The sequence below is a fragment of the Streptomyces sp. AMJ-169 genome, from assembly GCF_055597585.1.
The window spans coordinates 109,245-134,486 of record NZ_JBVLTJ010000013.1 but is presented as its reverse complement, the minus strand read 5'-3'; the positions used below and the strand labels follow the sequence as shown (position 1 = coordinate 134,486).

General features: G+C 70.7%; 21 protein-coding genes and 1 pseudogene. 18 read left to right on the top strand and 4 right to left on the bottom strand.

Annotated elements, in window-relative coordinates:
- The first annotated feature begins 134 nt into the window (after window positions 1-134).
- Window positions 135-2,654, top strand: a complete 2,520-nt coding sequence (locus tag ACYUD3_RS29120; RefSeq protein WP_470976055.1) for a RelA/SpoT family protein — start codon at window positions 135-137, stop codon at window positions 2,652-2,654.
- Between the two features lie 65 nt (window positions 2,655-2,719).
- Here ACYUD3_RS29120 and ACYUD3_RS29115 read toward each other — a convergent pair whose 3' ends face one another.
- Entirely contained in the window at window positions 2,720-3,949 is a 1,230-nt protein-coding gene (locus tag ACYUD3_RS29115) for a DUF349 domain-containing protein (protein WP_470976052.1), read from the bottom strand.
- Window positions 3,950-4,084: 135 nt separating this feature from the next.
- Window positions 4,085-4,903, bottom strand: coding sequence for a peptidylprolyl isomerase (locus ACYUD3_RS29110; protein WP_470976049.1), 819 nt, complete (start codon window positions 4,901-4,903; stop codon window positions 4,085-4,087).
- 153 nt (window positions 4,904-5,056) lie between these two features.
- On the opposite strand from ACYUD3_RS29110, the gene ACYUD3_RS29105 reads away from it, so the two are divergent.
- Complete coding sequence (locus ACYUD3_RS29105; RefSeq protein ID WP_470976046.1) at window positions 5,057-5,767, top strand: MBL fold metallo-hydrolase; 711 nt, start codon at window positions 5,057-5,059, stop codon at window positions 5,765-5,767.
- A 9-nt stretch (window positions 5,768-5,776) separates the two neighbouring features.
- Window positions 5,777-7,039, top strand: coding sequence for a histidine--tRNA ligase (gene hisS / locus ACYUD3_RS29100; protein ID WP_470976043.1), 1,263 nt, complete (start codon window positions 5,777-5,779; stop codon window positions 7,037-7,039).
- A gap of 51 nt (window positions 7,040-7,090) precedes the next feature.
- Here the strand turns inward: hisS and ACYUD3_RS29095 are convergent.
- A pseudogene (locus ACYUD3_RS29095) lies at window positions 7,091-7,827 on the bottom strand (ABC transporter permease).
- Entirely contained in the window at window positions 7,824-8,690 is an 867-nt protein-coding gene (locus ACYUD3_RS29090) for an ABC transporter ATP-binding protein (RefSeq protein ID WP_470976041.1), read from the bottom strand. The pseudogene ACYUD3_RS29095 and the gene ACYUD3_RS29090 overlap by 4 nt, the downstream one beginning before the upstream one ends.
- Window positions 8,691-8,833: 143 nt before the next feature.
- On the opposite strand from ACYUD3_RS29090, the gene ACYUD3_RS29085 reads away from it, so the two are divergent.
- The 15 genes from ACYUD3_RS29085 (at window position 8,834) to nusB (ending at window position 25,145) form a co-directional block, all read left to right on the top strand.
- A complete protein-coding gene (locus tag ACYUD3_RS29085; protein ID WP_470976039.1) occupies window positions 8,834-9,493 on the top strand; it encodes a vitamin K epoxide reductase family protein in 660 nt (219 codons plus the stop codon).
- A gap of 67 nt (window positions 9,494-9,560) precedes the next feature.
- Window positions 9,561-10,916 (top strand): replication-associated recombination protein A, encoded by a 1,356-nt coding sequence (locus ACYUD3_RS29080; RefSeq protein WP_470976036.1) that lies wholly within the window; start codon window positions 9,561-9,563, stop codon window positions 10,914-10,916.
- A gap of 305 nt (window positions 10,917-11,221) precedes the next feature.
- Complete coding sequence (gene rpsD, locus ACYUD3_RS29075) at window positions 11,222-11,836, top strand: 30S ribosomal protein S4 (RefSeq protein ID WP_470976033.1); 615 nt, start codon at window positions 11,222-11,224, stop codon at window positions 11,834-11,836.
- Between the two features lie 147 nt (window positions 11,837-11,983).
- Window positions 11,984-12,409 carry a DUF948 domain-containing protein gene (locus ACYUD3_RS29070; RefSeq protein ID WP_470976030.1) on the top strand — a complete coding sequence of 142 codons (426 nt, stop codon included), beginning with the start codon at window positions 11,984-11,986 and terminating at the stop codon, window positions 12,407-12,409.
- A gap of 10 nt (window positions 12,410-12,419) precedes the next feature.
- Window positions 12,420-12,746, top strand: a complete 327-nt coding sequence (locus ACYUD3_RS29065) for a hypothetical protein (RefSeq protein ID WP_470976027.1) — start codon at window positions 12,420-12,422, stop codon at window positions 12,744-12,746.
- Window positions 12,746-15,418 (top strand): alanine--tRNA ligase, encoded by a 2,673-nt coding sequence (gene alaS / locus ACYUD3_RS29060; protein WP_470976024.1) that lies wholly within the window; start codon window positions 12,746-12,748, stop codon window positions 15,416-15,418. The genes ACYUD3_RS29065 and alaS overlap by 1 nt, the downstream gene beginning before the upstream one ends.
- On the top strand, window positions 15,418-15,870 hold the full coding sequence (gene ruvX, locus ACYUD3_RS29055) for a Holliday junction resolvase RuvX (RefSeq protein WP_470976021.1): 453 nt from the start codon (window positions 15,418-15,420) through the stop codon (window positions 15,868-15,870). Before alaS ends, ruvX begins: the two co-directional genes overlap by 1 nt.
- Window positions 15,871-16,002: 132 nt before the next feature.
- Window positions 16,003-17,754: an endolytic transglycosylase MltG gene (gene mltG / locus ACYUD3_RS29050; RefSeq protein ID WP_470976018.1), complete on the top strand. Its 1,752-nt coding sequence runs from the start codon at window positions 16,003-16,005 to the stop codon at window positions 17,752-17,754.
- Window positions 17,754-18,587 (top strand): shikimate dehydrogenase, encoded by an 834-nt coding sequence (locus ACYUD3_RS29045; RefSeq protein ID WP_470976015.1) that lies wholly within the window; start codon window positions 17,754-17,756, stop codon window positions 18,585-18,587. Before mltG ends, ACYUD3_RS29045 begins: the two co-directional genes overlap by 1 nt.
- 218 nt (window positions 18,588-18,805) lie before the next feature.
- A complete protein-coding gene (aroC, locus tag ACYUD3_RS29040) occupies window positions 18,806-19,990 on the top strand; it encodes a chorismate synthase (RefSeq protein WP_470976012.1) in 1,185 nt (394 codons plus the stop codon).
- On the top strand, window positions 19,987-21,597 hold the full coding sequence (gene aroB / locus ACYUD3_RS29035; RefSeq protein WP_470976009.1) for a 3-dehydroquinate synthase: 1,611 nt from the start codon (window positions 19,987-19,989) through the stop codon (window positions 21,595-21,597). The genes aroC and aroB overlap by 4 nt, the downstream gene beginning before the upstream one ends.
- A 255-nt stretch (window positions 21,598-21,852) precedes the next feature.
- Window positions 21,853-22,908: an AAA family ATPase gene (locus tag ACYUD3_RS29030; protein WP_470976007.1), complete on the top strand. Its 1,056-nt coding sequence runs from the start codon at window positions 21,853-21,855 to the stop codon at window positions 22,906-22,908.
- Window positions 22,909-22,990: 82 nt separating this feature from the next.
- Window positions 22,991-24,100 (top strand): aminopeptidase P family protein, encoded by a 1,110-nt coding sequence (locus tag ACYUD3_RS29025; protein ID WP_470976004.1) that lies wholly within the window; start codon window positions 22,991-22,993, stop codon window positions 24,098-24,100.
- Between the two features lie 50 nt (window positions 24,101-24,150).
- Window positions 24,151-24,717 (top strand): elongation factor P, encoded by a 567-nt coding sequence (gene efp / locus ACYUD3_RS29020; RefSeq protein WP_470976001.1) that lies wholly within the window; start codon window positions 24,151-24,153, stop codon window positions 24,715-24,717.
- A 2-nt stretch (window positions 24,718-24,719) separates the two neighbouring features.
- Complete coding sequence (gene nusB / locus ACYUD3_RS29015; protein WP_470975998.1) at window positions 24,720-25,145, top strand: transcription antitermination factor NusB; 426 nt, start codon at window positions 24,720-24,722, stop codon at window positions 25,143-25,145.
- Window positions 25,146-25,242 lie beyond the last annotated feature (97 nt).

Below are 25,242 nucleotides of genomic sequence, written 5' to 3'. Positions count from 1 at the left end.
TCCCGTGGTCACCCCATACGTTTCTCCCGTGTACGGCCCTCACAGCCGACTGAAGGCGATGCCGGAGCCCGGGATCGCTACGATGGGTCTTCCGGAGCCTGACCGGGGACCCGGATCGCGCACGAGGAGTCCTCTTGCCAGACGAGGCCCAGCACCTGACCGCCGCCAAGCCCGAGTCCGCCTCGGCGCCCGCGGCGCAAGCGCCCGCGCCGAACGGCACCCGGGTCGAGCATGACCGCACCGCCCCCGCCGACCGGCCCGCCATCGAGCCGGCGCGCCCCAAGCCGGCCCTGCCCGAGCGCTCCTCGGCGGCCCCCGCCGTACGCCCCGCCGCGGGCTCCCCGGCCCGTACGGGCGGCTCCTCCAACCGCGTCCGCGCCCGCCTCGCCCGCCTCGGCGTCCAGCGCGCGAACCCCTACAACCCGGTCCTGGAGCCGCTGCTGCGGATAGTGCGCAGCAACGACCCGAAGACCGAGACGGCGACCCTGCGCCAGATCGAGCGCGCCTACCAGGTCGCCGAGCGCTGGCACCGCGGCCAGAAGCGCAAGAGCGGCGACCCGTACATCACCCACCCCCTCGCGGTCACGACGATCCTCGCCGAGCTGGGCATGGACCCGGCCACGCTGATGGCGGGCCTGCTGCACGACACGGTCGAGGACACCGAGTACGGCCTCGACGACCTGCGCCGCGACTTCGGCGACGTCGTCGCCCTCCTCGTCGACGGCGTCACCAAGCTCGACAAGGTCAAGTTCGGCGAGGCCGCGCAGGCCGAGACCGTCCGCAAGATGGTCGTCGCCATGGCCAAGGACCCGCGCGTCCTGGTCATCAAGCTCGCCGACCGCCTGCACAACATGCGCACCATGCGCTATCTCAAGCGCGAGAAGCAGGAGAAGAAGGCGCGCGAGACCCTCGAGATCTATGCGCCGCTCGCCCACCGCCTGGGCATGAACACCATCAAGTGGGAACTGGAGGACCTCGCGTTCGCGATCCTCTACCCCAAGATGTACGACGAGATCGTCCGCCTGGTCGCCGAACGCGCCCCCAAGCGCGACGAATACCTGGCGATAGTGACCGACGAGGTCCAGTCCGACCTGCGCGCCGCCCGCATCAAGGCGACCGTCACGGGCCGCCCCAAGCACTACTACTCCGTCTACCAGAAGATGATCGTACGAGGCCGCGACTTCGCGGAGATCTACGACCTGGTGGGCATCCGCGTCCTCGTCGACACCGTCCGCGACTGCTACGCCGCCCTGGGCACCGTCCACGCGCGCTGGAACCCCGTTCCCGGCCGCTTCAAGGACTACATCGCGATGCCCAAGTTCAACATGTACCAGTCGCTGCACACGACGGTCATCGGACCCAACGGCAAGCCCGTCGAACTCCAGATCCGCACCTTCGACATGCACCGCCGCGCCGAGTACGGCATCGCCGCGCACTGGAAGTACAAGCAGGAAGCCGTCGCCGGCGCCTCCAAGGTCCGCACCGACGCCCCCAAGGCCGGCAAGGGCAAGGACGACCACCTCAACGACATGGCGTGGCTGCGCCAGCTCCTGGACTGGCAGAAGGAGACCGAGGACCCCAGCGAGTTCCTGGAGTCCCTGCGCTTCGACCTCTCCCGCAACGAGGTCTTCGTCTTCACCCCCAAGGGCGACGTCATCGCGCTCCCGGCCGGCGCCACCCCGGTCGACTTCGCGTACGCCGTGCACACCGAGGTCGGCCACCGCACCATAGGGGCCCGGGTCAACGGGCGCCTCGTACCGCTCGAATCGACCCTCGACAACGGCGATCTCGTCGAGGTCTTCACCTCCAAGGCGACCGGCGCCGGGCCCTCGCGGGACTGGCTCGGGTTCGTCAAGTCGCCGCGCGCCCGCAACAAGATCCGCGCCTGGTTCTCCAAGGAGCGCCGCGACGAGGCGATCGAGCAGGGCAAGGACGCCATCGCCCGCGCGATGCGCAAGCAGAACCTGCCGATCCAGCGCATCCTCACCGGCGACTCCCTGGTCACCCTCGCGCACGAGATGCGCTACCCCGACATCTCCTCCCTGTACGCGGCGATCGGCGAGGGCCATGTCGCCGCCCCCGGCGTCGTGCAGAAACTCGTCCAGGCGCTCGGCGGCGAGGAGGCGGCCACCGAGGAGATCGACGAGGCCGTACCGCCGTCCCGTACCCGCGGGCGCAAGCGGCGCAGCAACAACGACCCCGGGGTGGTCGTCAAGGGCGTCGACGACGTGTGGGTCAAGCTCGCCCGCTGCTGCACGCCCGTACCCGGCGACCCGGTCATCGGATTCGTCACCCGGGGTAGTGGCGTATCGGTTCACCGCAGCGACTGCGTCAACGTGGAGTCACTCTCCCGCGAACCCGAGCGCATCCTCGACGTCGAGTGGGCGCCGACCCAGTCCTCGGTCTTCCTGGTCGCCATCCAGGTCGAGGCCCTCGACCGCTCCCGGCTCCTCTCGGACGTCACCCGCGTCCTGTCCGACCAGCACGTCAACATCCTCTCGGCGGCCGTCCAGACCTCCCGCGACCGCGTCGCCACCTCCCGCTTCACCTTCGAGATGGGCGACCCGAAACACCTGGGCCACGTGTTGAAGGCGGTACGGGGCGTGGAGGGCGTGTACGATGTGTACCGGGTGACGTCGGCCAGGCGCCCGTAGCGCACGGAAAAGGGGCCGGGCAGCTAGCCCGGCCCCTTCTTCTCTGTACGGCTCTGTACGGCTGGTCAGCCGCCGAACTCCTGGAGCCCCTTGAGGGCCTGGTCCAAGAGGGCCTGGCGGCCTTCGAGTTCACGCTCCAGCTTGTCCGCGCGGGAGGCGTTGCCCTGGGCGCGGGCCGTCTCGATCTGCCCCTTCAGCTTGTCGACGGCCGCCTGGAGCTGGCCCGTCAGACCGGCCGCGCGGGCACGGGCCTCAGGGTTGGTGCGCCGCCACTCCGTCTCCTCGGCGTCCTGGAGCGCGCGCTCCACGGCGTGCATCCGGCCCTCGACCTTCGGGCGGGCGTCGCGCGGGACGTGACCGATGGCCTCCCAGCGCTCGTTGAGCGAGCGGAAGGCCGCGCGGGCGCCCTTCAGATCACCGATCGGCAGGAGCTTCTCGGCCTCCTCGGCCAGCTCCTCCTTCAGCTTGAGGTTCTCCGTCTGCTCCGCGTCCCGCTCGGCGAAGACGCCGCCGCGGGCGGCGAAGAAGACGTCCTGGGCGCCGCGGAAGCGGTTCCACAGATCGTCCTCGTGCTCGCGCTGGGCGCGGCCGGCCGCCTTCCAGTCGCTCATCAGCTCGCGGTAGCGGGCCGCCGTCGGACCCCAGTCCGTGGACGCCGACAGCGACTCGGCCTCCGCGACCAGCCGCTCCTTGAGCCGGCGGGCGTCCTCGCGCTGCGCGTCGAGCTGCGCGAAGTGGGCCTTGCGGCGCTTGGAGAACGCGGAGCGGGCGTGGGAGAAGCGGTGCCACAGCTCGTCGTCCGACTTGCGGTCGAGCCGGGGCAGGCCCTTCCACGTGTCCACCAGCGCCCGCAGCCGCTCGCCGGCCGCCCGCCACTGGTCGGACTGGGCCAGCTGCTCGGCCTCGGTGACCAGGTCCTCCTTGGCCTTGCGGGCCTCCTCGGACTGCTTGGCCCGCTGCGCCTTGCGCTCCTCGCGGCGCGACTCGACGTTCGCGACCAGCTGGTCGAGACGGGTCCGCAGCGCGGCCAGGTCACCGACCGCGTGATGCGCGTCGATCTGCTCGCGCAGATGGTCGATGGCGACCTGGGCGTCCTTCGTGGACAGGTCGGTCGTCCGCACCCGCTTCTCAAGGAGGCCGATCTCGACAACCAGGCCCTCGTACTTGCGCTCGAAATAGGCCAGGGCCTCTTCGGGAGAGCCGGCCTGCCAGGAACCGACGACCTGCTCGCCCTCGGCCGTACGCACGTACACGGTCCCCGTCTCGTCGACGCGGCCCCACGGGTCGCTGCTCACAGCGCCTCCTCCACATGATGCCTGCGCGGGGCGCTCTCGCCTCGGGGCATCGTCCACAGTTTCGTCACGGCCAACATAGCGAGCCGTTCCCTTGCCTGTCCGCATCCAGCGCGGGCGAAATTCCGCAGCTGGACGTCAGGATTTCGCGACAGTGGCCTTGTCGATCACCACGGTCGCGACCGGGGCGCCGTCGCTCCCGCCCCCGGTCACCCCGGCGGCGGCGATCTTCTTCAGCACCTTCATGCCCTCGGCGGACACCGTACCGAACGGGGTGTAGCTGGGCGGCAGCTGACTGTCCTCGTAGACCAGGAAGAACTGGCTGCCGCCGGTGTGCGCCTGGCCGGTGTTGGCCATCGCGACCGTGCCCGCCGGGTACACGTTGTTCTTCAGCGAGGCGTCCTTCAGGTTCTCGTCCGGGATCGTGTAGCCGGGGCCGCCGGAGCCGGAGCCCGTCGGGTCGCCGCACTGGAGGACGTAGATGCCGCTGGTGGTGAGGCGGTGGCACTTCGTGTGGTCGAAGTAGCCCTTGCCGGCGAGGAAGTCGAAGGAGTTGACCGTGTGCGGGGCCGCCGACGCCTTCAGGGCGATGTCGACCGCGCCGCACGTCGTGTCCAGCGTCATCGTGTACTTGGCCGACTTGTCGATGCCGACGGCCGGCTCCGTCTTCCACGTCTCGGTCTTCACCGAGCCCGCCGCGGCCTTCTCGCACGGGTCCTTCGCGGCGGCGGCCGGCGTCGGGGTGGCCGCCGCGGCGGCGTCGTCCGACTTCTTGCCGTCGTCCTTCAGCACACCGGTCGTGTAGAGCGCGACACTGCCGATGACGATCACGCCGAGGACCGACGCGATCACCGAGTTGCGCACGCGCGCCTTGCGGCGGGCCGACGTACGCCGCTGCTGCTGCCGCAAGAACTTCTCCCGGGCGAGCTGACGCTTGCGCTGTTCCTGGGTGACCACCGGTTCTTCTCCTCATGCGTCTCGTGCTGACCGACCGCGTGTGTGTGCCCCGTACCGTATATGGGTTCGCTGAGGAAACGGCAGCGCCGGTAGGCTCTGACGCGGGTTGTGCCGCGCACAAGCCGCCCGTATCGATACAAACGAAGGACGATCGTGCTCATTGCCGGGTTCCCCGCCGGGGCCTGGGGGACGAACTGTTATCTCGTCGCCCCCGCCGCCGGAGAGGAGTGCGTGATCATCGACCCGGGCCACGAAGCGGCCCCCGGAGTCGAGGAAGCGATCCGCAAGCATCGCCTCAAGCCCGTCGCCGTCGTCCTCACCCATGGCCATCTCGACCATGTCGCCTCGGTCGTCCCGGTGTGCGGCGCGCACGACGTGCCCGCCTGGATCCACCCCGAGGACCGCTACATGCTGGCCGACCCCGAGAAGGGGCTCGGCAGGGCCATCGGGATGCCGCTGATGGGCGAGCTGACGATCGGCGAGCCGGACGACGTCCGGGTCCTCACCGACGGCTCCCGCCTGGACCTGGCCGGTCTGGAACTCACCGTCGCGCACGCGCCGGGGCATACCAGGGGGTCGGTGACGTTCCGGCTCCCCGAGAGCACCGACATCCCGCCGGTGTTCTTCTCCGGGGACCTGCTCTTCGCCGGCTCCGTCGGACGCACCGACCTGCCGGGCGGCTCGGCGGCCGACCTGCTCGCCTCGCTGAAGCGGGTCTGCCTGCCGCTCGACGACTCCACCGTGGTCCTGTCCGGACACGGCCCCCAGACCACCATCGGCCACGAGCGCGCCGCCAACCCGTTTCTGCGGCAGGCGGCCGAGGCCGGCCTGGGAGCGCCCGACGCTCCCCGACGAGGAATGTGACTGCTTTCCGTGAGCACCTTCAAAGCCCCCAAGGGCACGTACGACCTTCTCCCGCCCGACTCCGCGAAGTACCTCGCGGTCCGCGAGGCGATCGCCGCGCCCCTGCGCGACTCCGGCTACGGCTATGTCGAGACCCCCGGTTTCGAGAACGTCGAACTCTTCGCGCGCGGCGTCGGTGAGTCCACCGACATCGTCACCAAGGAGATGTACGCCTTCGAGACCAAGGGCGGCGACAAGCTCGCCCTGCGCCCCGAAGGCACCGCCTCCGTCCTGCGCGCCGCCCTGGAGGCCAACCTCCACAAGGCCGGCAACCTCCCCGTGAAGCTCTGGTACTCCGGCTCGTACTACCGCTACGAGCGCCCCCAGAAGGGCCGTTACCGCCACTTCTCCCAGGTCGGCGCGGAGGCGATCGGCGCGGAGGACCCGGCCCTCGACGCCGAGCTGATCATCCTCGCCGACCAGGCGTACCGCTCGCTGGGCCTGCGGAATTTCCGGATCCTGCTGAACTCCCTGGGCGACAAGGAGTGCCGCCCGGTGTACCGCGAGGCGCTCCAGTCCTTCCTGCGGGGCCTGGACCTCGACGAGGAGACGATGCGCCGCGCGGACATCAACCCGCTGCGCGTCCTGGACGACAAGCGCGCGGACGTCCAGAGCCGGCTGACGGGCGCGCCCCTGCTGCGGGACTACCTCTGCGACGCCTGCAAGGCGTACCACGAGGAGGTCCGCGAGCTGATCACCGCGGCCGGGGTCGCCTTCGAGGACGATCCCAAGCTGGTCCGCGGCCTCGACTACTACACCCGCACCACCTTCGAGTTCGTCCACGACGGCCTCGGCTCGCAGTCCGCGGTCGGCGGCGGCGGCCGGTACGACGGCCTCTCCGAGATGATCGGCGGCCCCGCGCTCCCGTCCGTCGGCTGGGCGCTGGGCGTCGACCGCACGGTCCTGGCGCTGGAGGCGGAGGGCGTCGGACTGGCCCTCCCGCCTGCGACGTCGGTCTTTGCCGTGCCGCTCGGCGAGGAGGCGCGCAAGGTCCTGTTCGCGAAGGTCACGGAGCTGCGCAAGGCGGGCGTGGCGACGGACTTCTCGTACGGCGCGAAGGGCCTCAAGGGCGCGATGAAGAACGCCAACCGCTCGGGCGCCCGCTTCACCCTGGTCGCCGGCGAGCGGGACCTCGCGGAGGGCGTGGTCCAGCTGAAGGACATGGAGACGGGGGAGCAGACGGCGGTCGCGGTGGAGGAGATCGTGGGCGAACTGAAGCAGCGCCTGGGCTAGCCCCGATTCCCCTTGCCGACCGGAACGGCCCCTCCCAGAGGGGCCGTTCCGTCATCCGTCGCGCCGGTTCTTCCACCGGAACGTCAGCAGGCACAGCACCAGCCCTCCGACGCACCACGCCCCGAGCACCAGCGCGATCCGCCCGAACTCCCAGTCACCGGCCTGCTCCAGCACCCGCGCCGAGTCCGGCAGGAACACCCCGCGCAGCCCCTGGCACATCCACTTCAGGGGGAGGTGGCACTGCGCCCCGACTTCGGGACCGAGCTGATCGCGATGCCGAGCAGGGCGCACGCCGTCAGACCGAGCACGAAGATCCACGCGAAGTCGCCCCACTTCGCCGCCGACGAGGGCAGGCCGACGCCGTAGACGCCCGTACCGACCAGCAGCAGCACGGCCGTCTCCAGCGTGCCCGTCACCAGGACCAGCCAGATCTTGCCCAGGAAGTAGGCGGCCGGCGGCATCGGGGTGCCGCGCAGCCGGCGCAGCACCTTCTCGTCGCGCTCGATGGCGATGGAGATGCCGAGCGACTGGAAGCTGGTCGACATGATGCCGGCGGCCATCATCGCGGGCACGTAGAGCTGGGAGGCGGTGACGCCGGCGCCGTTGACGGTGTCCTTGAAGATCGACGCGAACAGGAAGAGGAAGACCACCGGAAAGGCGAAGGTGAACACCACCTGCTCGCGCTGGCGGAAGAACTGCTTCAGTTCGAGGGCGCCCCGGCCGAGGCCCAGCGACCACGCCGAGGGCAGCACGCCCGCCCCGGTCCGGCGTGACTGGGTGAGGGTCATCGCGCCGCCTCCTGCCCGGTCAGCCGCAGATACACGTCCTCCAGCGTCGGCCGGGTGACGGTGAGCCCGGGGACCTCGCCGTCGAAGCGGCGGGCGAGCTCGGCCACCACGCGCGTGGGGGTGTCGGTGACCTCCGCGCGCGGGGCGCCGTCCGGACCGGTCCAGGCGACGGTCGCGCCGGAGCCGTACCGCTCGCGCAGCGCGGCCGGTTCGCCCTCGGCGACGACGCGGCCCTGGGCGACGACCGCCAGCCGGTCCGCCAGGTTCTCCGCCTCCTCCAGGTAGTGCGTGGTCAGCAGGATCGTCGTGCCGCCGTCGGCGAGCGTCCGGATCAGCTCCCAGAACCGCCGCCTGGCCCCCGGGTCGAAACCGGTCGTCGGCTCGTCCAGGAGCAGCAGCTCAGGGCCGCCGATCACCCCCAGCGCCACGTCGAGCCGCCGCCGCTGCCCGCCCGAGAGCCCCTTGAGCCGGCTGTCCGCCTTGCCCGCGAGCCCGACCAGATCGATGACCTCCTCGGGGTCGCGCGGACGCGGGTAGTAGCGCGCGAAGTGCCGTACGGTCTCACGGACCGTCAACTCGGCGGGCGCCGATTCGTCCTGCCAGACGATTCCGATGCGCGAGCGCCACGCGCGCCCCCCTGACGCCGGGTCCGCGCCCAGCACCCGTACCTCACCCCCGTCGCGGTCCCGCATCCCCTGGAGGATCTCGACCGTCGTGCTCTTGCCGGCCCCGTTCGGGCCGAGGAGACCGAAGACCTCGCCCGGGCGGATACCCAGGTCGAGGCCGTCCACCGCGGTCACGTCGCCGTACTGCTTGCGCAGCCCCCGTACGTCCACCGCGAATCCGTCCGCGTGTGTTGTCATACCGGCGAGTCTCACCCGGAACCCCGCCCACCGGGGCTACCGATCGGCTGTCCTTATGCCCACCGAACGGTGGACGGCGGGGGGCGTGCGGCACAATGGCGCTGCCCTAAGAACGTCCACCTACCAAGTGACGGATCGGCGTGATGAGCAAGACGACAGTCAAAGCGGTCGCCACGGACCCCGAGCCGGAGCGCGCCAACGCCGACGCGCCCCGCGCGGTCGGTGCGAGCCTCGCTTTTTCTCTGATGCTGATGATCACGGGCGCGGCCGGTCTGCTCGCCGCCTGGGTCATCACGATCGACAAGTTCAAGATCCTCCAGGCCAAGGCCGACGGCAAGACCTTCACCCCGAGTTGCAGCCTCAACCCGGTCGTCTCCTGCGGCAGCGTCATGGAGTCCAAGCAGGCCGCCGCCTTCGGGTTCCCCAACCCCATGCTCGGCCTGGTCTGCTACGGCATCGTCATCTGCGTCGGCGTGAGCCTGCTGACCCGCGCCCGCTTCCCCCGCTGGTACTGGCTGACCTTCAACTTCGGCACCCTCTTCGGGGTCGGGTTCTGCACCTGGCTGCAATTCCAGTCGCTGTACCGCATCAACGCGCTGTGCCTGTGGTGCTCCCTGGCGTGGGTCGCGACGATCATCATGTTCTGGTACCTGACCTCCTTCAACGTCCGCAACGGGTTCCTGCCCGCGCCCGGCTGGCTGAAGAGCTTCTTCGGCGAGTTCACGTGGGTGCTGCCGGCGCTGCACATCGGGATCATCGGGATGCTGATCCTGACCCGCTGGTGGGACTTCTGGACCAGCTGACCGGGTTCTCGTACCGCCCGTACGGAGGCCGGACGGCATTGTCAGTGCCGTCCTTTAGGGTTTCCGTGTGGAGCCCGATCTGTTCACCGCCGCAGCCGAAGACCGCCAGGAGAAGGACCCCGCGGGGAGCCCCCTGGCGGTCCGGATGCGCCCGCGCACGCTCGACGAAGTCATGGGCCAGCAGCATCTGCTGAAGCCCGGCTCCCCCCTGCGCAGGCTGGTCGGCGAAGGCTCCGGCGGCCCGGCCGGCGCCTCCTCGGTGATCCTCTGGGGCCCGCCCGGCACAGGCAAGACGACCCTCGCGTACGTCGTCTCCAAGGCCACCGACAAGCGGTTCGTGGAACTCTCCGCGATCACCGCAGGGGTCAAGGAGGTCCGCGCGGTCATCGACGGCGCCCGCCGCGCGAGCGGCGGCTACGGCAAGGAGACCGTCCTCTTCCTGGACGAGATCCACCGCTTCAGCAAGGCCCAGCAGGACTCCCTCCTCCCGGCCGTCGAGAACCGCTGGGTCACCCTGATCGCGGCGACCACCGAGAACCCGTACTTCTCGATCATCTCCCCCCTCCTGTCCCGCTCCCTCCTGCTCACCCTCGAACCCCTCACCGACGACGACCTGCGCGGCCTCCTCAGAAGAGCCGTCGCCGCCGACCGGGGCCTCAAGGGCGCCGTGACCCTCCCCGAGGACACCGAGGACCACCTCCTGCGCATCGCCGGCGGCGACGCCCGCCGCGCCCTCACCGCCCTGGAAGCCGCAGCAGGCGCCGCCCTCGACCAGGACGAGCCGGAGATCAGCCTCCAGACCCTGGAACAGACCGTCGACCGCGCGGCCGTCACGTACGACCGCGACGGCGACCAGCACTACGACGTCGCCAGCGCCCTCATCAAGTCCATCCGCGGCTCCGACGTCGACGCCGCCCTGCACTACCTGGCCCGCATGATCGAGGCCGGCGAGGACCCCCGCTTCATCGCCCGCCGCCTGATGATCTCCGCCAGCGAGGACATCGGCCTCGCCGACCCCAACGCCCTCCCCATAGCCGTCGCCGCCGCCCAGGCCGTCGCGATGATCGGCTTCCCCGAGGCCGCCCTCACCCTGAGCCACGCCACGATCGCCCTCGCCCTGGCCCCCAAGTCCAACGCCGCCACGACCGCGATCGGCGCCGCCCTGGACGACGTACGCAAAGGCCTGGCCGGCCCGGTCCCCATGCATCTGCGCGACGGGCACTACAAGGGCGCCGCCAAGCTGGGGCACGCGCAGGGGTACGTCTACCCGCACGATCTGCCCGAGGGCATCGCCGAGCAGCAGTACGCGCCGGACCAGATCAAGGACCGCGCGTACTACACCCCGACCCGGCACGGCGCGGAGGCGCGGTACGCGGACGCCGTCGAGTGGACCAGGAGCCACCTCGGTCGCAAGCGGTCCTGAGCGCCCTGTAGACTCGCCCGAAGTGCCATGTCCCGCGCTGTCAGAGCGGGACGCCTGGCCGGAACCCCCTCACCGGGGCTCCAGGAGCGTCGCGCACCGTCGAACGGTGTCGCGGGCAGCCCACCACCATCCGCCCCCCAGGGGGCCGGAACCGGTCGGTGGGCCACTCGCGTGCTGCACGTATGTGCCCAGACCAGGGAAGCGGCTGCCCACCCCGTACACGTACGGGAGCGGGTCTTCCCGGCTGCGGATTGCGACCTCTTCACCACGCTGACGAGCCGGATCAAGACATAAGGAAAGAAAAAGTGGCGAACCAGTCCCGCCCCAAGGTCAAGAAGTCGCGTGCCCTCGGCATCGCGCTGACCCCGAAGGCCGTCAAGTACTTCGAGGCCCGCCCCTACCCGCCGGGCGAGCACGGCCGTGGCCGCAAGCAGAACTCGGACTACAAGGTCCGTCTGCTGGAGAAGCAGCGTCTGCGCGCGCAGTACGACGTCTCCGAGCGCCAGCTGGTCCGCGCCTACGAGCGTGCCTCCAAGGTGCAGGGCAAGACCGGTGAGGCCCTGATCATCGAGCTGGAGCGTCGCCTCGACGCCCTGGTCCTGCGTTCGGGCATCGCCCGCACCATCTACCAGGCCCGCCAGATGGTCGTCCACGGCCACATCGAGGTCAACGGCCAGAAGGTCGACAAGCCCTCCTTCCGCGTCCGCCCCGACGACGTCGTCCAGGTGCGCGAGCGCTCCAAGGAGAAGACCCTCTTCACCATCTCCCGTGAGGGCGGCTTCGCCCCCGAGGGCGAGACCCCGCGCTACCTCCAGGTGAACCTCAAGGCCCTGGCGTTCCGCCTGGACCGCGAGCCCAACCGCAAGGAAGTTCCGGTCATCTGCGACGAGCAGCTGGTCGTCGAGTACTACGCCCGCTGATCTTCCGGCGGTGAGGCCCGTCGTCCCCTTGGGGGCGGCGGGCTTTCGCGTGCCCATAATGCGGTGCGAGCCGCTGTGCCGGGCGCGATAAGCTCGGCTTCCTGAGTTTGCGAACTGGCCGGCCTTTGAGGGAGTAGGTGCGCGGGGATGTCCGGAGGCGAGGTAGCCGGAATCATCGTGGCCGTCTTCTGGGCGATCCTGGTCTCCTTCCTCGCCGTCGCGCTGGTGAGGCTGGCCCAGACGCTCAGGGCGACCACCAAGCTGGTGGCGGACGTGACCGACCAGGCCGTACCGCTGCTCGCCGACGCCTCCACGGCCGTGCGCTCGGCGCAGACGCAGATCGACCGGGTGGACGCGATCGCGTCGGACGTCCAGGAGGTCACGTCGAACGCGTCCGCGCTGTCGACGACCGTGGCGTCGACGTTCGGCGGCCCCCTGGTGAAGGTCGCCGCGTTCGGGTACGGCGTACGCCGGGCGCTGGGCGGCCGTAAAGAGGACGCGCCCGCGAAGGCGCCCCGCCGTACCGTGATCGTGGGCCGGACCGTCGCCCGGGCCCGTGGGAAGAGGAACTGAGGCTTCGAGGATGTTCCGCCGTACGTTCTGGTTCACCACAGGCGTCGCCGCCGGTGTCTGGGCCACCACCAAGGTCAACCGCAAGCTGAAGCAGCTCACCCCGGAGAGCCTCGCCGCGACCGCGGCGAACAAGGCCCTGGAGACGGGCGCCCGCATCAAGGACCGCGCGGTCGGCTTCGCGCTCGACGTCCGCGACAACATGGCCCAGCGGGAGGCCGAGCTGGAGGACGCGCTCGGCATCGAGCAGCCCCCCGGACTCCCCGCACCCCGGCGCATCGCCGCCATCGAGAACACGACGTACACCACGCATTCGTACAACCGGAATGAGGACCACTGATGGAGTCGGCTGAAATCCGCCGCCGCTGGCTGAGCTTCTTCGAGGAGCGTGGCCACAAGGTCGTGCCCTCGGCGTCGCTCATCGCGGACGACCCGACTCTGCTCCTCGTGAACGCGGGCATGGTCCCGTTCAAGCCGTATTTCCTCGGCGAGGTCACGCCGCCCGCCCCGCGCGCCACATCGGTGCAGAAGTGCGTGCGCACGCCGGACATCGAAGAGGTCGGCAAGACCACCCGGCACGGCACGTTCTTCCAGATGTGCGGCAACTTCTCCTTCGGCGACTACTTCAAGGAAGGCGCCATCAAGTACGCCTGGGAGCTGCTCACCAGCGCCCAGGACCAGGGCGGTTACGGACTCGACCCCGAGCGCCTGTGGATCACCGTCTACAAGGACGACGACGAGGCCGAGCGCATCTGGCACGACGTCGTCGGGGTGCCGAAGGAGCGCATCCAGCGCCTCGGCATGAAGGACAACTACTGGTCCATGGGCGTCCCCGGCCCCTGCGGCCCCTGCTCCGAGATCAACTACGACCGCGGCCCGGAGTTCGGCGCCGAGGGCGGCCCGGCCGTCAACGACGAGCGGTACGTGGAGATCTGGAACCTGGTCTTCATGCAGTACGAGCGGGGCGCCGGCATCGGCAAGGAGGACTTCGAGATCCTCGGCGACCTGCCGTCGAAGAACATCGACACGGGTCTGGGTCTCGAGCGGCTCGCCATGATTCTGCAAGGCGTGCAGAACATGTACGAGACGGACACCTTGCGCGTCGTCATCGACAAGGCCACCGAGCTGACCGGCGTCGGCTACGGCGACAAGCACGAGTCGGACGTCTCGCTGCGCGTGGTCGCCGACCACATGCGCACGTCGGTGATGCTCATCGGCGACGGTGTGACCCCCGGCAACGAGGGCCGCGGCTATGTCCTGCGCCGCATCATGCGCCGCGCCGTCCGCAACATGCGCATCCTCGGCGCCACCGGCCCGGTCGTGCAGGAGCTGCTGGACGTCGTGATCGGCACGATGGGCCAGCAGTACCCGGAGCTGATCACCGACCGCAAGCGCATCGAGACCGTCGCCCTCGCCGAGGAGAACGCCTTCCTCAAGGCCCTCAAGGGCGGCACGAACATCCTCGACACGGCCGTCGAGGAGACCAAGGCCGCCGGCCGGACGGTTTTGGCCGGCGACAAGGCGTTCCTGCTCCACGACACCTGGGGCTTCCCGATCGACCTCACCCTGGAGATGGCCGCCGAGCAGGGCCTGTCCGTGGACGAGGACGGCTTCCGGCGCCTGATGAAGGAGCAGCGGGAGCGCGCCAAGGCCGACGCCCAGGCCAAGAAGACCGGCCACGCCGGCGCCGGCGCCTACCGGGAGATCGCCGACCGGACCGGTGAGACCGACTTCATCGGCTACACCGACACCGAGGGCGAGACCACGATCGTCGGCATCCTCGTCGACGGCGTCTCCTCCCCGGCCGCCACCGAGGGCGACGAGGTCGAGATCGTCCTGGACCGCACCCCGTTCTACGCCGAGGGCGGCGGCCAGATCGGCGACACCGGCCGGATCCGGGTCGACTCCGGCGCCGTCATCGAGATCCGCGACTGCCAGAAGCCGGTCCCGGGCGTGTACGTCCACAAGGGCGTCGTCCAGGTCGGTGAGGTGACCGTCGGCGCCAAGGCCCAGGCCTCGATCGACACCCGCCGCCGCACGGCCATCGCCCGCGCCCACTCGGCCACCCACCTGACCCACCAGGCGCTGCGCGACGCCCTCGGCCCGACGGCCGCCCAGGCCGGCTCCGAGAACCAGCCGGGCCGCTTCCGCTTCGACTTCGGTTCGCCGTCCGCCGTGCCGACGGCCGTGATGACGGACGTCGAGCAGAAGATCAACGAGGTGCTCTCGCACGACCTCGACGTGCGCGCCGAGATCATGGGCATCGACGAGGCCAAGAAGCAGGGCGCCATCGCCGAGTTCGGCGAGAAGTACGGCGAGCGGGTGCGCGTCGTGACCATCGGCGACTTCTCCAAGGAGCTGTGCGGCGGCACGCACGTCCACAACACCTCGCAGCTCGGCCTGGTCAAGCTGCTCGGCGAGTCGTCGATCGGCTCCGGGGTGCGCCGGATCGAGGCCCTGGTGGGCGTCGACGCCTACAGCTTCCTCGCCCGGGAGCACACGGTCGTCCACCAGCTCACCGAGCTGCTGAAGGGCCGTCCCGAGGAGCTGCCGGAGAAGGTCGCCTCGATGCTCGGCAAGCTGAAGGACGCCGAGAAGGAGATCGACAAGTTCCGCGCGGAGAAGGTCCTCCAGGCCGCCGCCGGGCTCGCCGAGTCCGCCAAGGACGTCCACGGGATCGCTCTCGTGACCGGCCAGGTCCCGGACGGCACGACCCCGGACGACCTGCGCAAGCTGGTCCTCGACGTGCGGGGCCGTGTCCAGGGCGGACGGGCCGCCGTCGTCGCCCTGTTCACCGTGAACAACGGCAAACCGCTGACGGTCATCGCCACCAACGAGGCCGCCCGCGAACGCGGTCTGAAGGCCGGCGAGCTGGTGCGTACGGCCGCCAAGACGCTCGGCGGCGGTGGCGGCGGCAAGCCGGACGTCGCCCAGGGCGGCGGGCAGGACCCGGCCGCCGTCGGCGAGGCCGTGGCCGCCGTGGAGCGGCTCGTCGCGGAGTCGGCCAAGTAATGCGCAGAGGACGTCGCCTCGCGATCGACGTCGGGGACGCCCGGATCGGGGTCGCCTCGTGCGACCCCGACGGGATCCTCGCCACTCCGGTGGAGACGGTGCCGGGGCGGGACGTGCCCGCGGCGCGGCGGCGGCTCAAGCAGCTCGTCGAGGAGTACGAGCCGATCGAGATCGTCGTCGGGCTGCCCCGTTCGCTGAAGGGCGGCGAGGGGCCCGCCGCGGTCAAGGTGCGGGCCTTCGCGGGGGAGTTGGCCAAGGCGGTCGACCCGGTTCCGGTACGGCTCGTCGACGAGCGCATGACGACGGTGACAGCGAGTCAGGGACTGCGCGCATCGGGCGTGAAGTCGAAGAAAGGGCGTTCGGTGATCGACCAGGCGGCCGCTGTGATCATCCTTCAGCAGGCGCTGGAATCCGAACGGGTGTCAGGTCACGCACCCGGAGAGGGCGTCTAAGTGGTCATCTGATCGCGATACGGTAACGTTCCGCGCGATGCGGAGGTGTTCGAACAGCCTCCGCACAGCAAGAGGCGGAACGGAAGCCGGTTCCAGCAGCCGCGACCGCCGCCTCGCGGCTCTAGGGGATCGATGACTGAATATGGCCGGGGCCCAGGCTCCGAACCGTGGCATCCCGGGGACCCGTTGTACGGGGACGCCGGATGGGAGGGCGGCCAGCCCCACGCGGGCCATCAGGCTGCCTACGGCGGCCAGCAGCAGCAGTACCCGCAGCAGCCGCAGCAGCAGTACGGCGAGTGGAGCAACGGCGGCCCCGAGGCGTACTGCCAGGTGCCCGCATACCCCCAGCAGCCGCAGTACGACCAGTACGGTCAGCAGATCTACCCGCAGTACGACCAGCAGCAGTACGCCCACCAGGGCTCCCCCCAGGCCTATCATCAGGGCGCCTGGGACGGCTCCGGCAGCCACGCGCAGGTCCCCTACGCGGCCGACCCGGGCGACCCCTACGGGCAGCAGGCCGCGGCGTACGGCGCCGAACAGCCCGACTTCTACGGCACCCCCGACGCGTACCCGCCCCCGGAGCCCCCTGGCCGGCGCCGGGCGGAGCCTGTGCAGCAGGCCGGAGCGGAGACCGGGGCCGCGGGGGACTGGAACCCCGGGCCGGAGTTCCCTGAAGAAGCGGCCGCAGCCGGCTCCGGGCTCCTCGACACCGACCCCTCCGGCACCGCCCCTGACCCCGCCCCCGAAGAGCGCGGCGGCCGGCGCGGCGGCAAGAACGGCAAGTCGGAGAAGGACAAAGGGCGCAAACGCCGCAACGGCGCCGCCTGCCTCGTCGTCGTCCTCGTCTTCGGCGGCGGTGTCGTCGGCGTCGGCTACTTCGGGATGCAGTTCTACAAGAACCGTTACGGCACCGCCCCCGACTACGCGGGCGACGGCACCAGTGAGACCGTCAGCGTCGAGGTGCCCAAGGGTGCGGGTGGCGCCGACATCGGGCGGCGGATGAAGTCGGCCGGGGTGGTCAAGAGCGTCGACGCCTTCGTCTCCGCGTTCACCCAGAACTCCCGCTCGAAATCCATCCAGGCCGGCGCCTACATCATGCGCAAGGAAATGTCGGCGGTGGCCGCCGTCAACATGATGCTGGACCCGAAGAGCCAGGCCAATGTCATGGTGACGCCCGGCCAGCGCAATATCAAGGTCTACGAGCTCATCGACGCCAAACTCGGCCTCTCCGCGGGCGCCACCCGCAGCGCCGCCGAGAAACAGTACAAAACCCTCGGACTGCCCAGCTGGGCGAACAACAATTCCAAGATCAAGGACCCGCTCGAAGGATTCCTGTACCCGGGCACCTATCCCGCGGCCAAGGGGATGAAGCCCGAGGCGGTCCTCAAGGAAATGGTCACGCAGGCCAGCGCCGCCTACAACAGGCTCGGTCTCGAAGCCAAGGCCAAGGCGCTCGATCTGGCCGACCCGCTCCAGGTCATCACGGTCGCGAGCCTCGTCCAGGCCGAGGGCAAGACCGACGACGACTTCCGCAAAATGGCCGAGGTCGTCTACAACCGGCTCAAGCCGACCAATACCGAGACCAACCAGAAACTCCAGTTCGACTCGACCTTCAATTACCTCAAGAACGAGTCGACCGTGCACATCAGCGAACGCGAGATCAACTCCAACCCGGACCCGTACAACACGTACACACAAAGGGGCCTCCCGCCCGGCCCGATCGGTAACCCGGGGCCGCAGGCGCTCGCCGCCACGCTGAATCCGACGAGCGACGGCTGGATGTACTTCGTCGCCACCGACGGAAAGAACAACACGGAATTCGCGAAGACCTACGCGGAATTCCAGGGTCTGAAGGACAAGTTCAACCAGAGCAGCGGTAACTGATGAACGACAACGCGCACAGAGCGGCCGTCCTCGGCAGCCCCATCGAGCACTCCCTCTCCCCGGTCCTGCACCGCGCGGCCTACGAGGCGCTGGGCCTCGACGGCTGGTCGTACGACCGGTTCGAGATCGACGAGGCCGCCCTGCCCGGCTTCGTCGTGGGGCTCGACGGCAGCTGGGCCGGGCTCTCGCTGACCATGCCGCTGAAGCGCGCGGTGATCCCGCTGCTCGACGAGGTCAGCGAGACCGCCGCCGCCGTGGAGGCCGTCAACACGCTCCTCCTCACCGCCGACGGCCGCAGAGTCGGCGAGAACACCGACATCCCCGGCATCGTCGCCGCCCTGCGCGAACGCGGCGTCGAACAGGTCGAGTCGGCCGCGATCCTCGGCGCCGGCGCCACCGCCTCCTCCGCCCTCGCCGCCCTCGCCCGCGTGTGCACCGGCGAAGTCGTCGCCTACGTCCGCAGCGCGGCCCGCGCCGCCGAGATGCGCCGCTGGGGCGAACGGCTGGACGTCGACGTCCGCACCGCCGACTGGTCCGAAGCCGCCGAGGGCCTGCGCGCCCCGCTGGTCATCGCGACCACCCCGGCCGGTACGACGGACGCCCTCGCCAAGGACGTACCCGAACGCCCCGCGACCCTCTTCGACGTGCTCTACGACCCCTGGCCCACCGAACTCGCCGCCCGCTGGTCGATGTACGGCGGCGCGGTCGTCAGCGGCCTCGACCTGCTCGTCCACCAGGCCGTCCTCCAGGTCGAGCGGATGACGGGGCGCGTGCCCGCGCCGGTCGAGGCGATGCGCAAGGCGGGGGAGCACGCGCTGGCGCAGCGCCGGTAGCGACTTGAAAGACTCTCCCCGGAATTTCCCGCTCTCCCCTCCGCGCGCACTACCGTGGCCGCGGGGCGTCCGCCTGCTGGAACTCTGGGCGGGTTCGCCCCACGGACGTGGGAGGATCGGAGGCGGCGGACCTGGGTCGCGCATCCGGCCCCGCCCGTGCCGTACGCGAGGACGCGCGTAGGCGGAGCAGTACCAGGCGCGAGCATCTAGGAGCATCGTTGAGCAGGCTGCGTTGGCTGACCGCGGGGGAGTCCCACGGTCCCGCTCTTGTCGCCACGCTGGAGGGGCTTCCCGCCGGCGTGCCCGTGACCACCGGTCTGGTGGCGGATCACCTGGCGCGGCGGCGGCTCGGCTATGGCCGGGGTGCGCGGATGAAGTTCGAGCGGGACGAGGTGACGTTCCTGGGCGGGGTCCGGCACGGGCTCAGCCTCGGTTCGCCGGTCGCGGTGATGGTGGGCAACACCGAGTGGCCGAAGTGGGAGCAGATCATGTCGGCCGACCCGGTCGACCCGGAGATCCTGGCCGGTCTGGCGCGCAACGCCCCGCTGACCCGCCCGCGTCCCGGGCACGCGGATCTCGCGGGCATGCAGAAGTACGGTTTCGACGAGGCGCGTCCGGTGCTGGAGCGGGCTTCGGCGCGGGAGACGGCGGCGCGGGTCGCGCTGGGCGCGGTGGCGCGGTCGTTCCTGAAGGAGGCGGCCGGCATCGAGATCGTCTCGCACGTCGTGGAGCTGGCTGCCGCGAAGGCCCCGTACGGGGTGTACCCGACGCCGGCCGATGTGGAGAAGCTGGACGCGGACCCGGTGCGGTGCCTGGACGCGGACGCGTCGAAGACGATGGTCGCGGAGATCGACCAGGCGCACAAGGACGGTGACACCCTGGGGGGTGTGGTCGAGGTCCTGGCGTACGGGGTTCCCGTGGGCCTGGGTTCGCATGTGCACTGGGACCGGCGTCTCGACGCGCGGCTGGCCGCCGCGCTGATGGGGATCCAGGCGATCAAGGGTGTCGAGGTCGGTGACGGCTTCGATCTCGCGCGGGTGCCGGGTTCGAAGGCGCACGACGAGATCGTGTCCACCCCCGAGGGCATCAAGCGCGTGACCGGCCGTTCCGGCGGGACCGAGGGCGGTCTGACGACGGGTGAGCTGCTGCGCGTACGGGCCGCGATGAAGCCGATTGCGACGGTGCCGAAGGCGCTGCGGACGGTGGACGTGGTGACGGGTGAGGCCACGCAGGCGCATCACCAGCGGTCCGACGTGTGCGCGGTCCCGGCGGCCGGGATCGTGGCGGAGGCGATGGTGGCGCTGGTGCTGGCGGACGCGGTGGTGGAGAAGTTCGGCGGGGACAGCGTCGTCGAGACGCGGCGCAACGTGCGGTCGTACCTCGACAACCTGACCGTCCGATGAGCGGTGCGGGCGGGCCGCTGGTCGTGCTGGTCGGGCCCATGGGGGTCGGCAAGTCGACCGTGGGGCGGCTGCTGGCCGAGCGGTTGGGGGTGGCGTACCGGGACACCGACGACGACATCGTCGCCGAGCAGGGGCGCACCATCGCCGACATCTTCGTCGAGGAGGGCGAGCCCGCCTTCCGCGCCATCGAGAAGGCGGCCGTCGAGCGGGCGCTGGCCGGGCACGACGGGGTCCTCGCCCTCGGCGGCGGCTCGATCCTCGACGCAGAGACGCGCGGGCGGCTGGCCGGGCGCAAGGTCGTCTATCTGTCGATGGACGTCGAGGAGGCCGTGCAGCGCACCGGCCTGAACGCGGCCCGCCCGCTGCTCGCCGTCAACCCGCGCAAGCAGTGGCGCGAGCTGATGGAGGCGCGGCGCGAGCTGTACGAGTCGGTGGCCACGGCGATCGTCGCCACCGACCGCCGCACCCCCGAAGAGGTCGCCCGCATCGCCCTGGACGAACTGGAGTTGAAGATGAGCGGCGAGTCCGTCACCCGCATCCACATCGGCGCGAGCGCGGGCAGCGCGGCGTACGACGTGCTGGTGGGCCGGCAGCTCCTCGGCGAGCTGGGCGGGCTGATCGGGGACAAGGCCAAGCGGGTCGCCGTCATCCACCCCGAGGCCCTCGCCGAGACCGGCGACGCGCTGCGGGCCGACCTCGCGGGGCAGGGCTACGAGGCCGTCGCCATCCAGGTGCCCAACGCGGAGGAGGCCAAGACGGCCGAGGTCGCGGCGTACTGCTGGAAGGCGCTCGGGCAGTCCGGGTTCACCCGTACGGACGTCGTCGTCGGCGTCGGCGGCGGGGCCACGACCGACCTCGCCGGGTTCGTCGCCGCGACCTGGCTGCGCGGGGTGCGCTGGATCGCGGTCCCGACGACCGTGCTCGCCATGGTCGACGCGGCCGTCGGCGGCAAGACCGGCATCAACACCGCCGAGGGCAAGAACCTCGTCGGCTCCTTCCACCCGCCGGCGGGCGTGCTCTGCGACCTCGCCGCGCTGGAGTCGCTGCCGGTCAACGACTACGTCTCCGGGCTCGCCGAGATCATCAAGGCCGGGTTCATCGCCGACCCCGTCATCCTCGACCTCATCGAGTCCGACCCCGAGGCCGCCCGCACCCCGGCCGGCCCGCACACCGCCGAGCTGATCGAGCGCTCCATCCGGGTCAAGGCGGACGTCGTCTCCGCCGACCTCAAGGAGGCCGGACTGCGCGAGATCCTCAACTACGGCCACACCCTCGCGCACGCCATCGAGAAGAACGAGCGCTACAAGTGGCGGCACGGCGCGGCGGTCGCCGTCGGCATGCACTTCGCCGCCGAACTCGGCCGGCTCGCCGGGCGGCTGGACGACGCGACGGCCGACCGGCACCGCACGGTCCTGGAGTCCGTCGGGCTGCCCCTGCACTACCGCTACGACCAGTGGCCCAAGCTGCTGGAGGCGATGAAGGTGGACAAGAAGTCGCGCGGTGACCTGCTGCGGTTCATCGTCCTGGACGGCCTCGGCAAGCCGACCGTCCTGGAGGGCCCCGACCCGGCCGTCCTGCTGGCCGCCTACGGCGAAGTCGCCCAGTAGCTCCCGAGGTACGCCTTCCGCCCGATTCCCTTTCCACACAGGGCACTTCACACCGCCCCCGGCCGTTCACCAATAGAGCGCCGGGGGCGGTACCGTTCGGGGAGAAGCGGGAGCGATCCGCTCTCGCGCGCCGGTGACCTGCGGGGAGTCGGCGGGCGGGGGCCTGCCGAGGGGGCGGTGCGGCGCTTTCGGGGACAGGCCGGGGGAGGCCCGCAGGTGGGCGGGCCCGAGGAGAACGAGACGGAGTGGCGCCGGATGCAGCACGCAGTGGGTTCTCCGCTGCCGCCCCCGCAGCAGGGGCAAGGGGCGGCCTGGCCGCCGACCGCACATCACCCGGGGGCTGGGCCACACCATTCCGGGGCCGGGCCGCATCAGGCAGGCCAGCAGCATCCTGGGCCACAGCATCCCGGGGCCGGGCCGCAACAGGCCGGCCAGCGGCATCCTGGGGCCGGTCCGCAGCAGGTGGGTCCGCAGCATCCCGGGCCCGGTGCACAGCACGTCGGCCCCCAGCACGTCGGCCCCCAGCATCCGGCTCCGGGTTTCACCGCTCCGCCGGCGCCCCCGATGCCGCCGCCTCAGGTGCGGCACCCGCCCGTCCAGCACCCCCCGGCACCGCCCCCCGTCCCGCCCGGCCCCCCGCCGCAGATGCCCCCGGCCCCGCCGTACATCCCCTCCCCTGAAGGCACCGGGCATGTCACGCTGCCCCCGGGCGGGCCCGTGGCCGCGCCCGCGCGGAGTGTGCCGGGGGATCCGTCGGGCACGATGCTGGCGGTCCTGCTGATCGGCCCCGCCGGCGCCGGCAAAACCAGCGTCGCCAAGTACTGGGCCGACCACCGCCGCGTCCCCACCGCCCACATCAGCCTCGACGACGTCCGCGAGTGGGTCCGCTCCGGCTTCGCCGACCCCCAGCGCGGCTGGAACGACAACTCCGAAGCCCAGTACCGGCTGGCCCGCCGCACCTGCGGATTCGCCGCCCGCAACTTCCTCGCCAACGGCATCTCCTGCATCCTCGACGACGCGATCTTCCCCGACTGGCCGGCGGTGGGCCTCGGCGGCTGGAAGCGGCACGTGGGCCCCGGCCTCCTCCCGGTGGTCCTCCTCCCCGGCCTGGAGGTCGTCCTGGAACGCAACGCGGAACGCTCGGGCAACCGCCGCCTCACGGACGAGGAGGTGGCACGCATCCACGGCAGGATGGCGGGCTGGTACGGCTCCGGGCTCCCGATCATCGACAACTCCCAGATGGACGTGGCGACGACGGCGAGGGCGCTGGACGAGGTGCTGGGGAGGGCGATAGGGGGGACTCGGAGCTGATGTGAGGGGCAGTCGGCTCGGCATCCCCCGAACGGCACCCTCCCACCCGGCACAATCCCCCGCGGACTCCTACGCTCGGACCATGTCAGAAGCGCACGCGATCCGCAGAGCCCGCCTCAAAGAGCGCTGCACCGCGGCGGGGAACGCGGCAGCGCTGATCACCCGCCCGGCGAACGTGAGATACCTCTCCGGCGCGGCCCCGAGCGGCGCCGTCCTCCTGGTCGGCGCGAAAGAGGACGTCCTGCTGTGCACGTCCCCGCCGGACGAGCGCCGCGCGGAAGAGGGCCGCCCCGACGAGTCGGTCCGCGTCCACGTCCTGCCCGCCCCCGACGGCGACCCGGCGGTGGCGGCGGCCGACTTCCTCACCGCCCAGGGCCTGGACTCCCTCGCCGTGGAGGAACACCACCTCACGGTCGCCCGCCACCGCGCCCTCCTCTCCGTCGCCCCGAGACTGCGCCTCACCGACCTCGGCGGCGCGGTCGAGCAGCTGAGGGTCGTGAAGGACGAGGACGAGATCGCCTGCCTGCGGGTCGCCGCGGAGATCGCCGACCAGGCGCTGGGCGAACTGCTGGAGTCGATCCTGGTCGGCCGCACCGAACGCCACCTGGCCCTGGAGCTGGAACGCCGCCTGGTGGACCACGGCGCCGACGGCCCGGCCTTCCCCACGTCGGTGGCCACCGGACCGCACGCGGGGCTGCGCGGCCACCGCCCGACCGACCGCAGGGTCGAGGAGAGCGACTTCCTCTCCGTCTGCCTGGGCGCCTCCTACCGCGGCTACCGCTGCGAGATCGGCCGCACCTTCGTCATCGGCACGGCCCCCGCCGACTGGCAGATCGACCTGTACGACGCCGTCTTCGCGGCGCAGCGGGCCGGCCGGGAGACGCTCGCCCCGGGCGTCCCCTGCCGTGACGTCGACCGCGCGGCCCGCCAGACGCTGAGGTCGGCCGGGTACACGGAAGGCGTCCCGGCGCTCACCGGACACGGTGTGGGACTCGAAATCGAGGAGGACCCGCAGCTTGCCCCCGCGGCCATGGGTAAACTGGACGCTTGCGTGCCGGTCACCGTCGAACCGGGGGTCCACCTCCCGGGCCGGGGCGGTGTCCGGATCGATGACACGCTCGTCGTACGCCCTGAGGCGCACGGCGGACCCGAGCTACTCACCATCACGACCAAGGAGCTGCTCGCGCTGTAGGAGTGCGTGCCCCGGGGTCGTCCACGTACGTCCAGGAGATTGAAGCAACCGTGGCTTCCACGAACGACCTCAAGAACGGCATGGTGCTCAAGCTCGACGGCGGCCAGCTCTGGTCCGTCGTCGAGTTCCAGCACGTCAAGCCCGGCAAGGGCCCCGCCTTCGTGCGGACCAAGCTGAAGAACGTGCTCTCCGGGAAGGTCGTCGACAAGACCTTCAACGCCGGTGTGAAGGTCGAGACGGCCACTGTCGACAAGCGCGACATGCAGTTCTCGTACATGGACGGCGACTACTTCGTCTTCATGGACATGGACACCTACGACCAGCTGCACATCGACCGCAAGACGGTCGGTGACACCGCGAACTTCCTCATCGAGGGGTTCACGGCGATGGTCGCGCAGAACGAGGGCAGCGTGCTCTACGTCGAGCTGCCCGCCGCCGTCGAGCTGGTCATCCAGCACACCGAGCCGGGCGTCCAGGGCGACCGCTCCACCGGCGGCAGCAAGCCGGCCACGCTGGAGACGGGCTACGAGATCCAGGTCCCGCTCTTCATCACCACCGGCGAGAAGATCAAGGTCGACACCCGTTCCGGCGACTACCTCGGCCGGGTGAACAGCTAACCGTGGCTGCTCGCAACAAGGCGCGCAAGCGTGCGTTCCAGATCCTCTTCGAGGGCGATCAGCGCGACGTCGACGTGCTGACGGTCCTCGCGGACTGGGTGCGCCTTTCCCGGACCGACGAGCGTCAGCCGCCGGTCAGCGAGTACACGATGCAGCTGGTCGAGGGGTACGCGCAGCACACCGCGCGGATCGACGAGCTGATCTCCCAGTACGCCGTGGGGTGGACGCTGGACCGGATGCCGGTCGTGGACCGCAACATCCTGCGGCTCGGGGCGTACGAGCTGATCTGGGTCGACGAGACCCCGGACGCCGTCGTCCTGGACGAGATGGTCCAGCTGGCCAAGGAGTTCTCCACGGATGACTCGCCGGCGTTCGTGAACGGCCTTCTGGGGCGGTTCAAGGAGCTCAAGGGGTCCCTGCGCCGGTAGGGCGTCCGCAGGCGCCGCCAGCGCGCCCGCAGGCCCGCAGAAACAGAACTGCCGCCGGGGTGGCCGGAACCGAATCGAGTGGGTTTGGTCCCCCCTG

Bases quoted from the DNA above. Each gene is read 5' to 3' on its own strand.
- ACYUD3_RS29090 (WP_470976041.1), bottom strand. From the start codon at position 8,690: ATGACAACACACGCGGACGGATTCGCGGTGGACGTACGGGGGCTGCGC.
- ACYUD3_RS29085 (WP_470976039.1), top strand. From the start codon at position 8,834: ATGAGCAAGACGACAGTCAAAGCGGTCGCCACGGACCCCGAGCCGGAG.
- ACYUD3_RS29070 (WP_470976030.1), top strand. From the start codon at position 11,984: ATGTCCGGAGGCGAGGTAGCCGGAATCATCGTGGCCGTCTTCTGGGCG.
- ACYUD3_RS29065 (WP_470976027.1), top strand. From the start codon at position 12,420: ATGTTCCGCCGTACGTTCTGGTTCACCACAGGCGTCGCCGCCGGTGTC.
- alaS (WP_470976024.1), top strand. From the start codon at position 12,746: ATGGAGTCGGCTGAAATCCGCCGCCGCTGGCTGAGCTTCTTCGAGGAG.
- ruvX (WP_470976021.1), top strand. From the start codon at position 15,418: ATGCGCAGAGGACGTCGCCTCGCGATCGACGTCGGGGACGCCCGGATC.
- mltG (WP_470976018.1), top strand. From the start codon at position 16,003: ATGACTGAATATGGCCGGGGCCCAGGCTCCGAACCGTGGCATCCCGGG.
- ACYUD3_RS29045 (WP_470976015.1), top strand. From the start codon at position 17,754: ATGAACGACAACGCGCACAGAGCGGCCGTCCTCGGCAGCCCCATCGAG.
- aroB (WP_470976009.1), top strand. From the start codon at position 19,987: ATGAGCGGTGCGGGCGGGCCGCTGGTCGTGCTGGTCGGGCCCATGGGG.
- ACYUD3_RS29030 (WP_470976007.1), top strand. From the start codon at position 21,853: ATGCAGCACGCAGTGGGTTCTCCGCTGCCGCCCCCGCAGCAGGGGCAA.
- ACYUD3_RS29025 (WP_470976004.1), top strand. From the start codon at position 22,991: ATGTCAGAAGCGCACGCGATCCGCAGAGCCCGCCTCAAAGAGCGCTGC.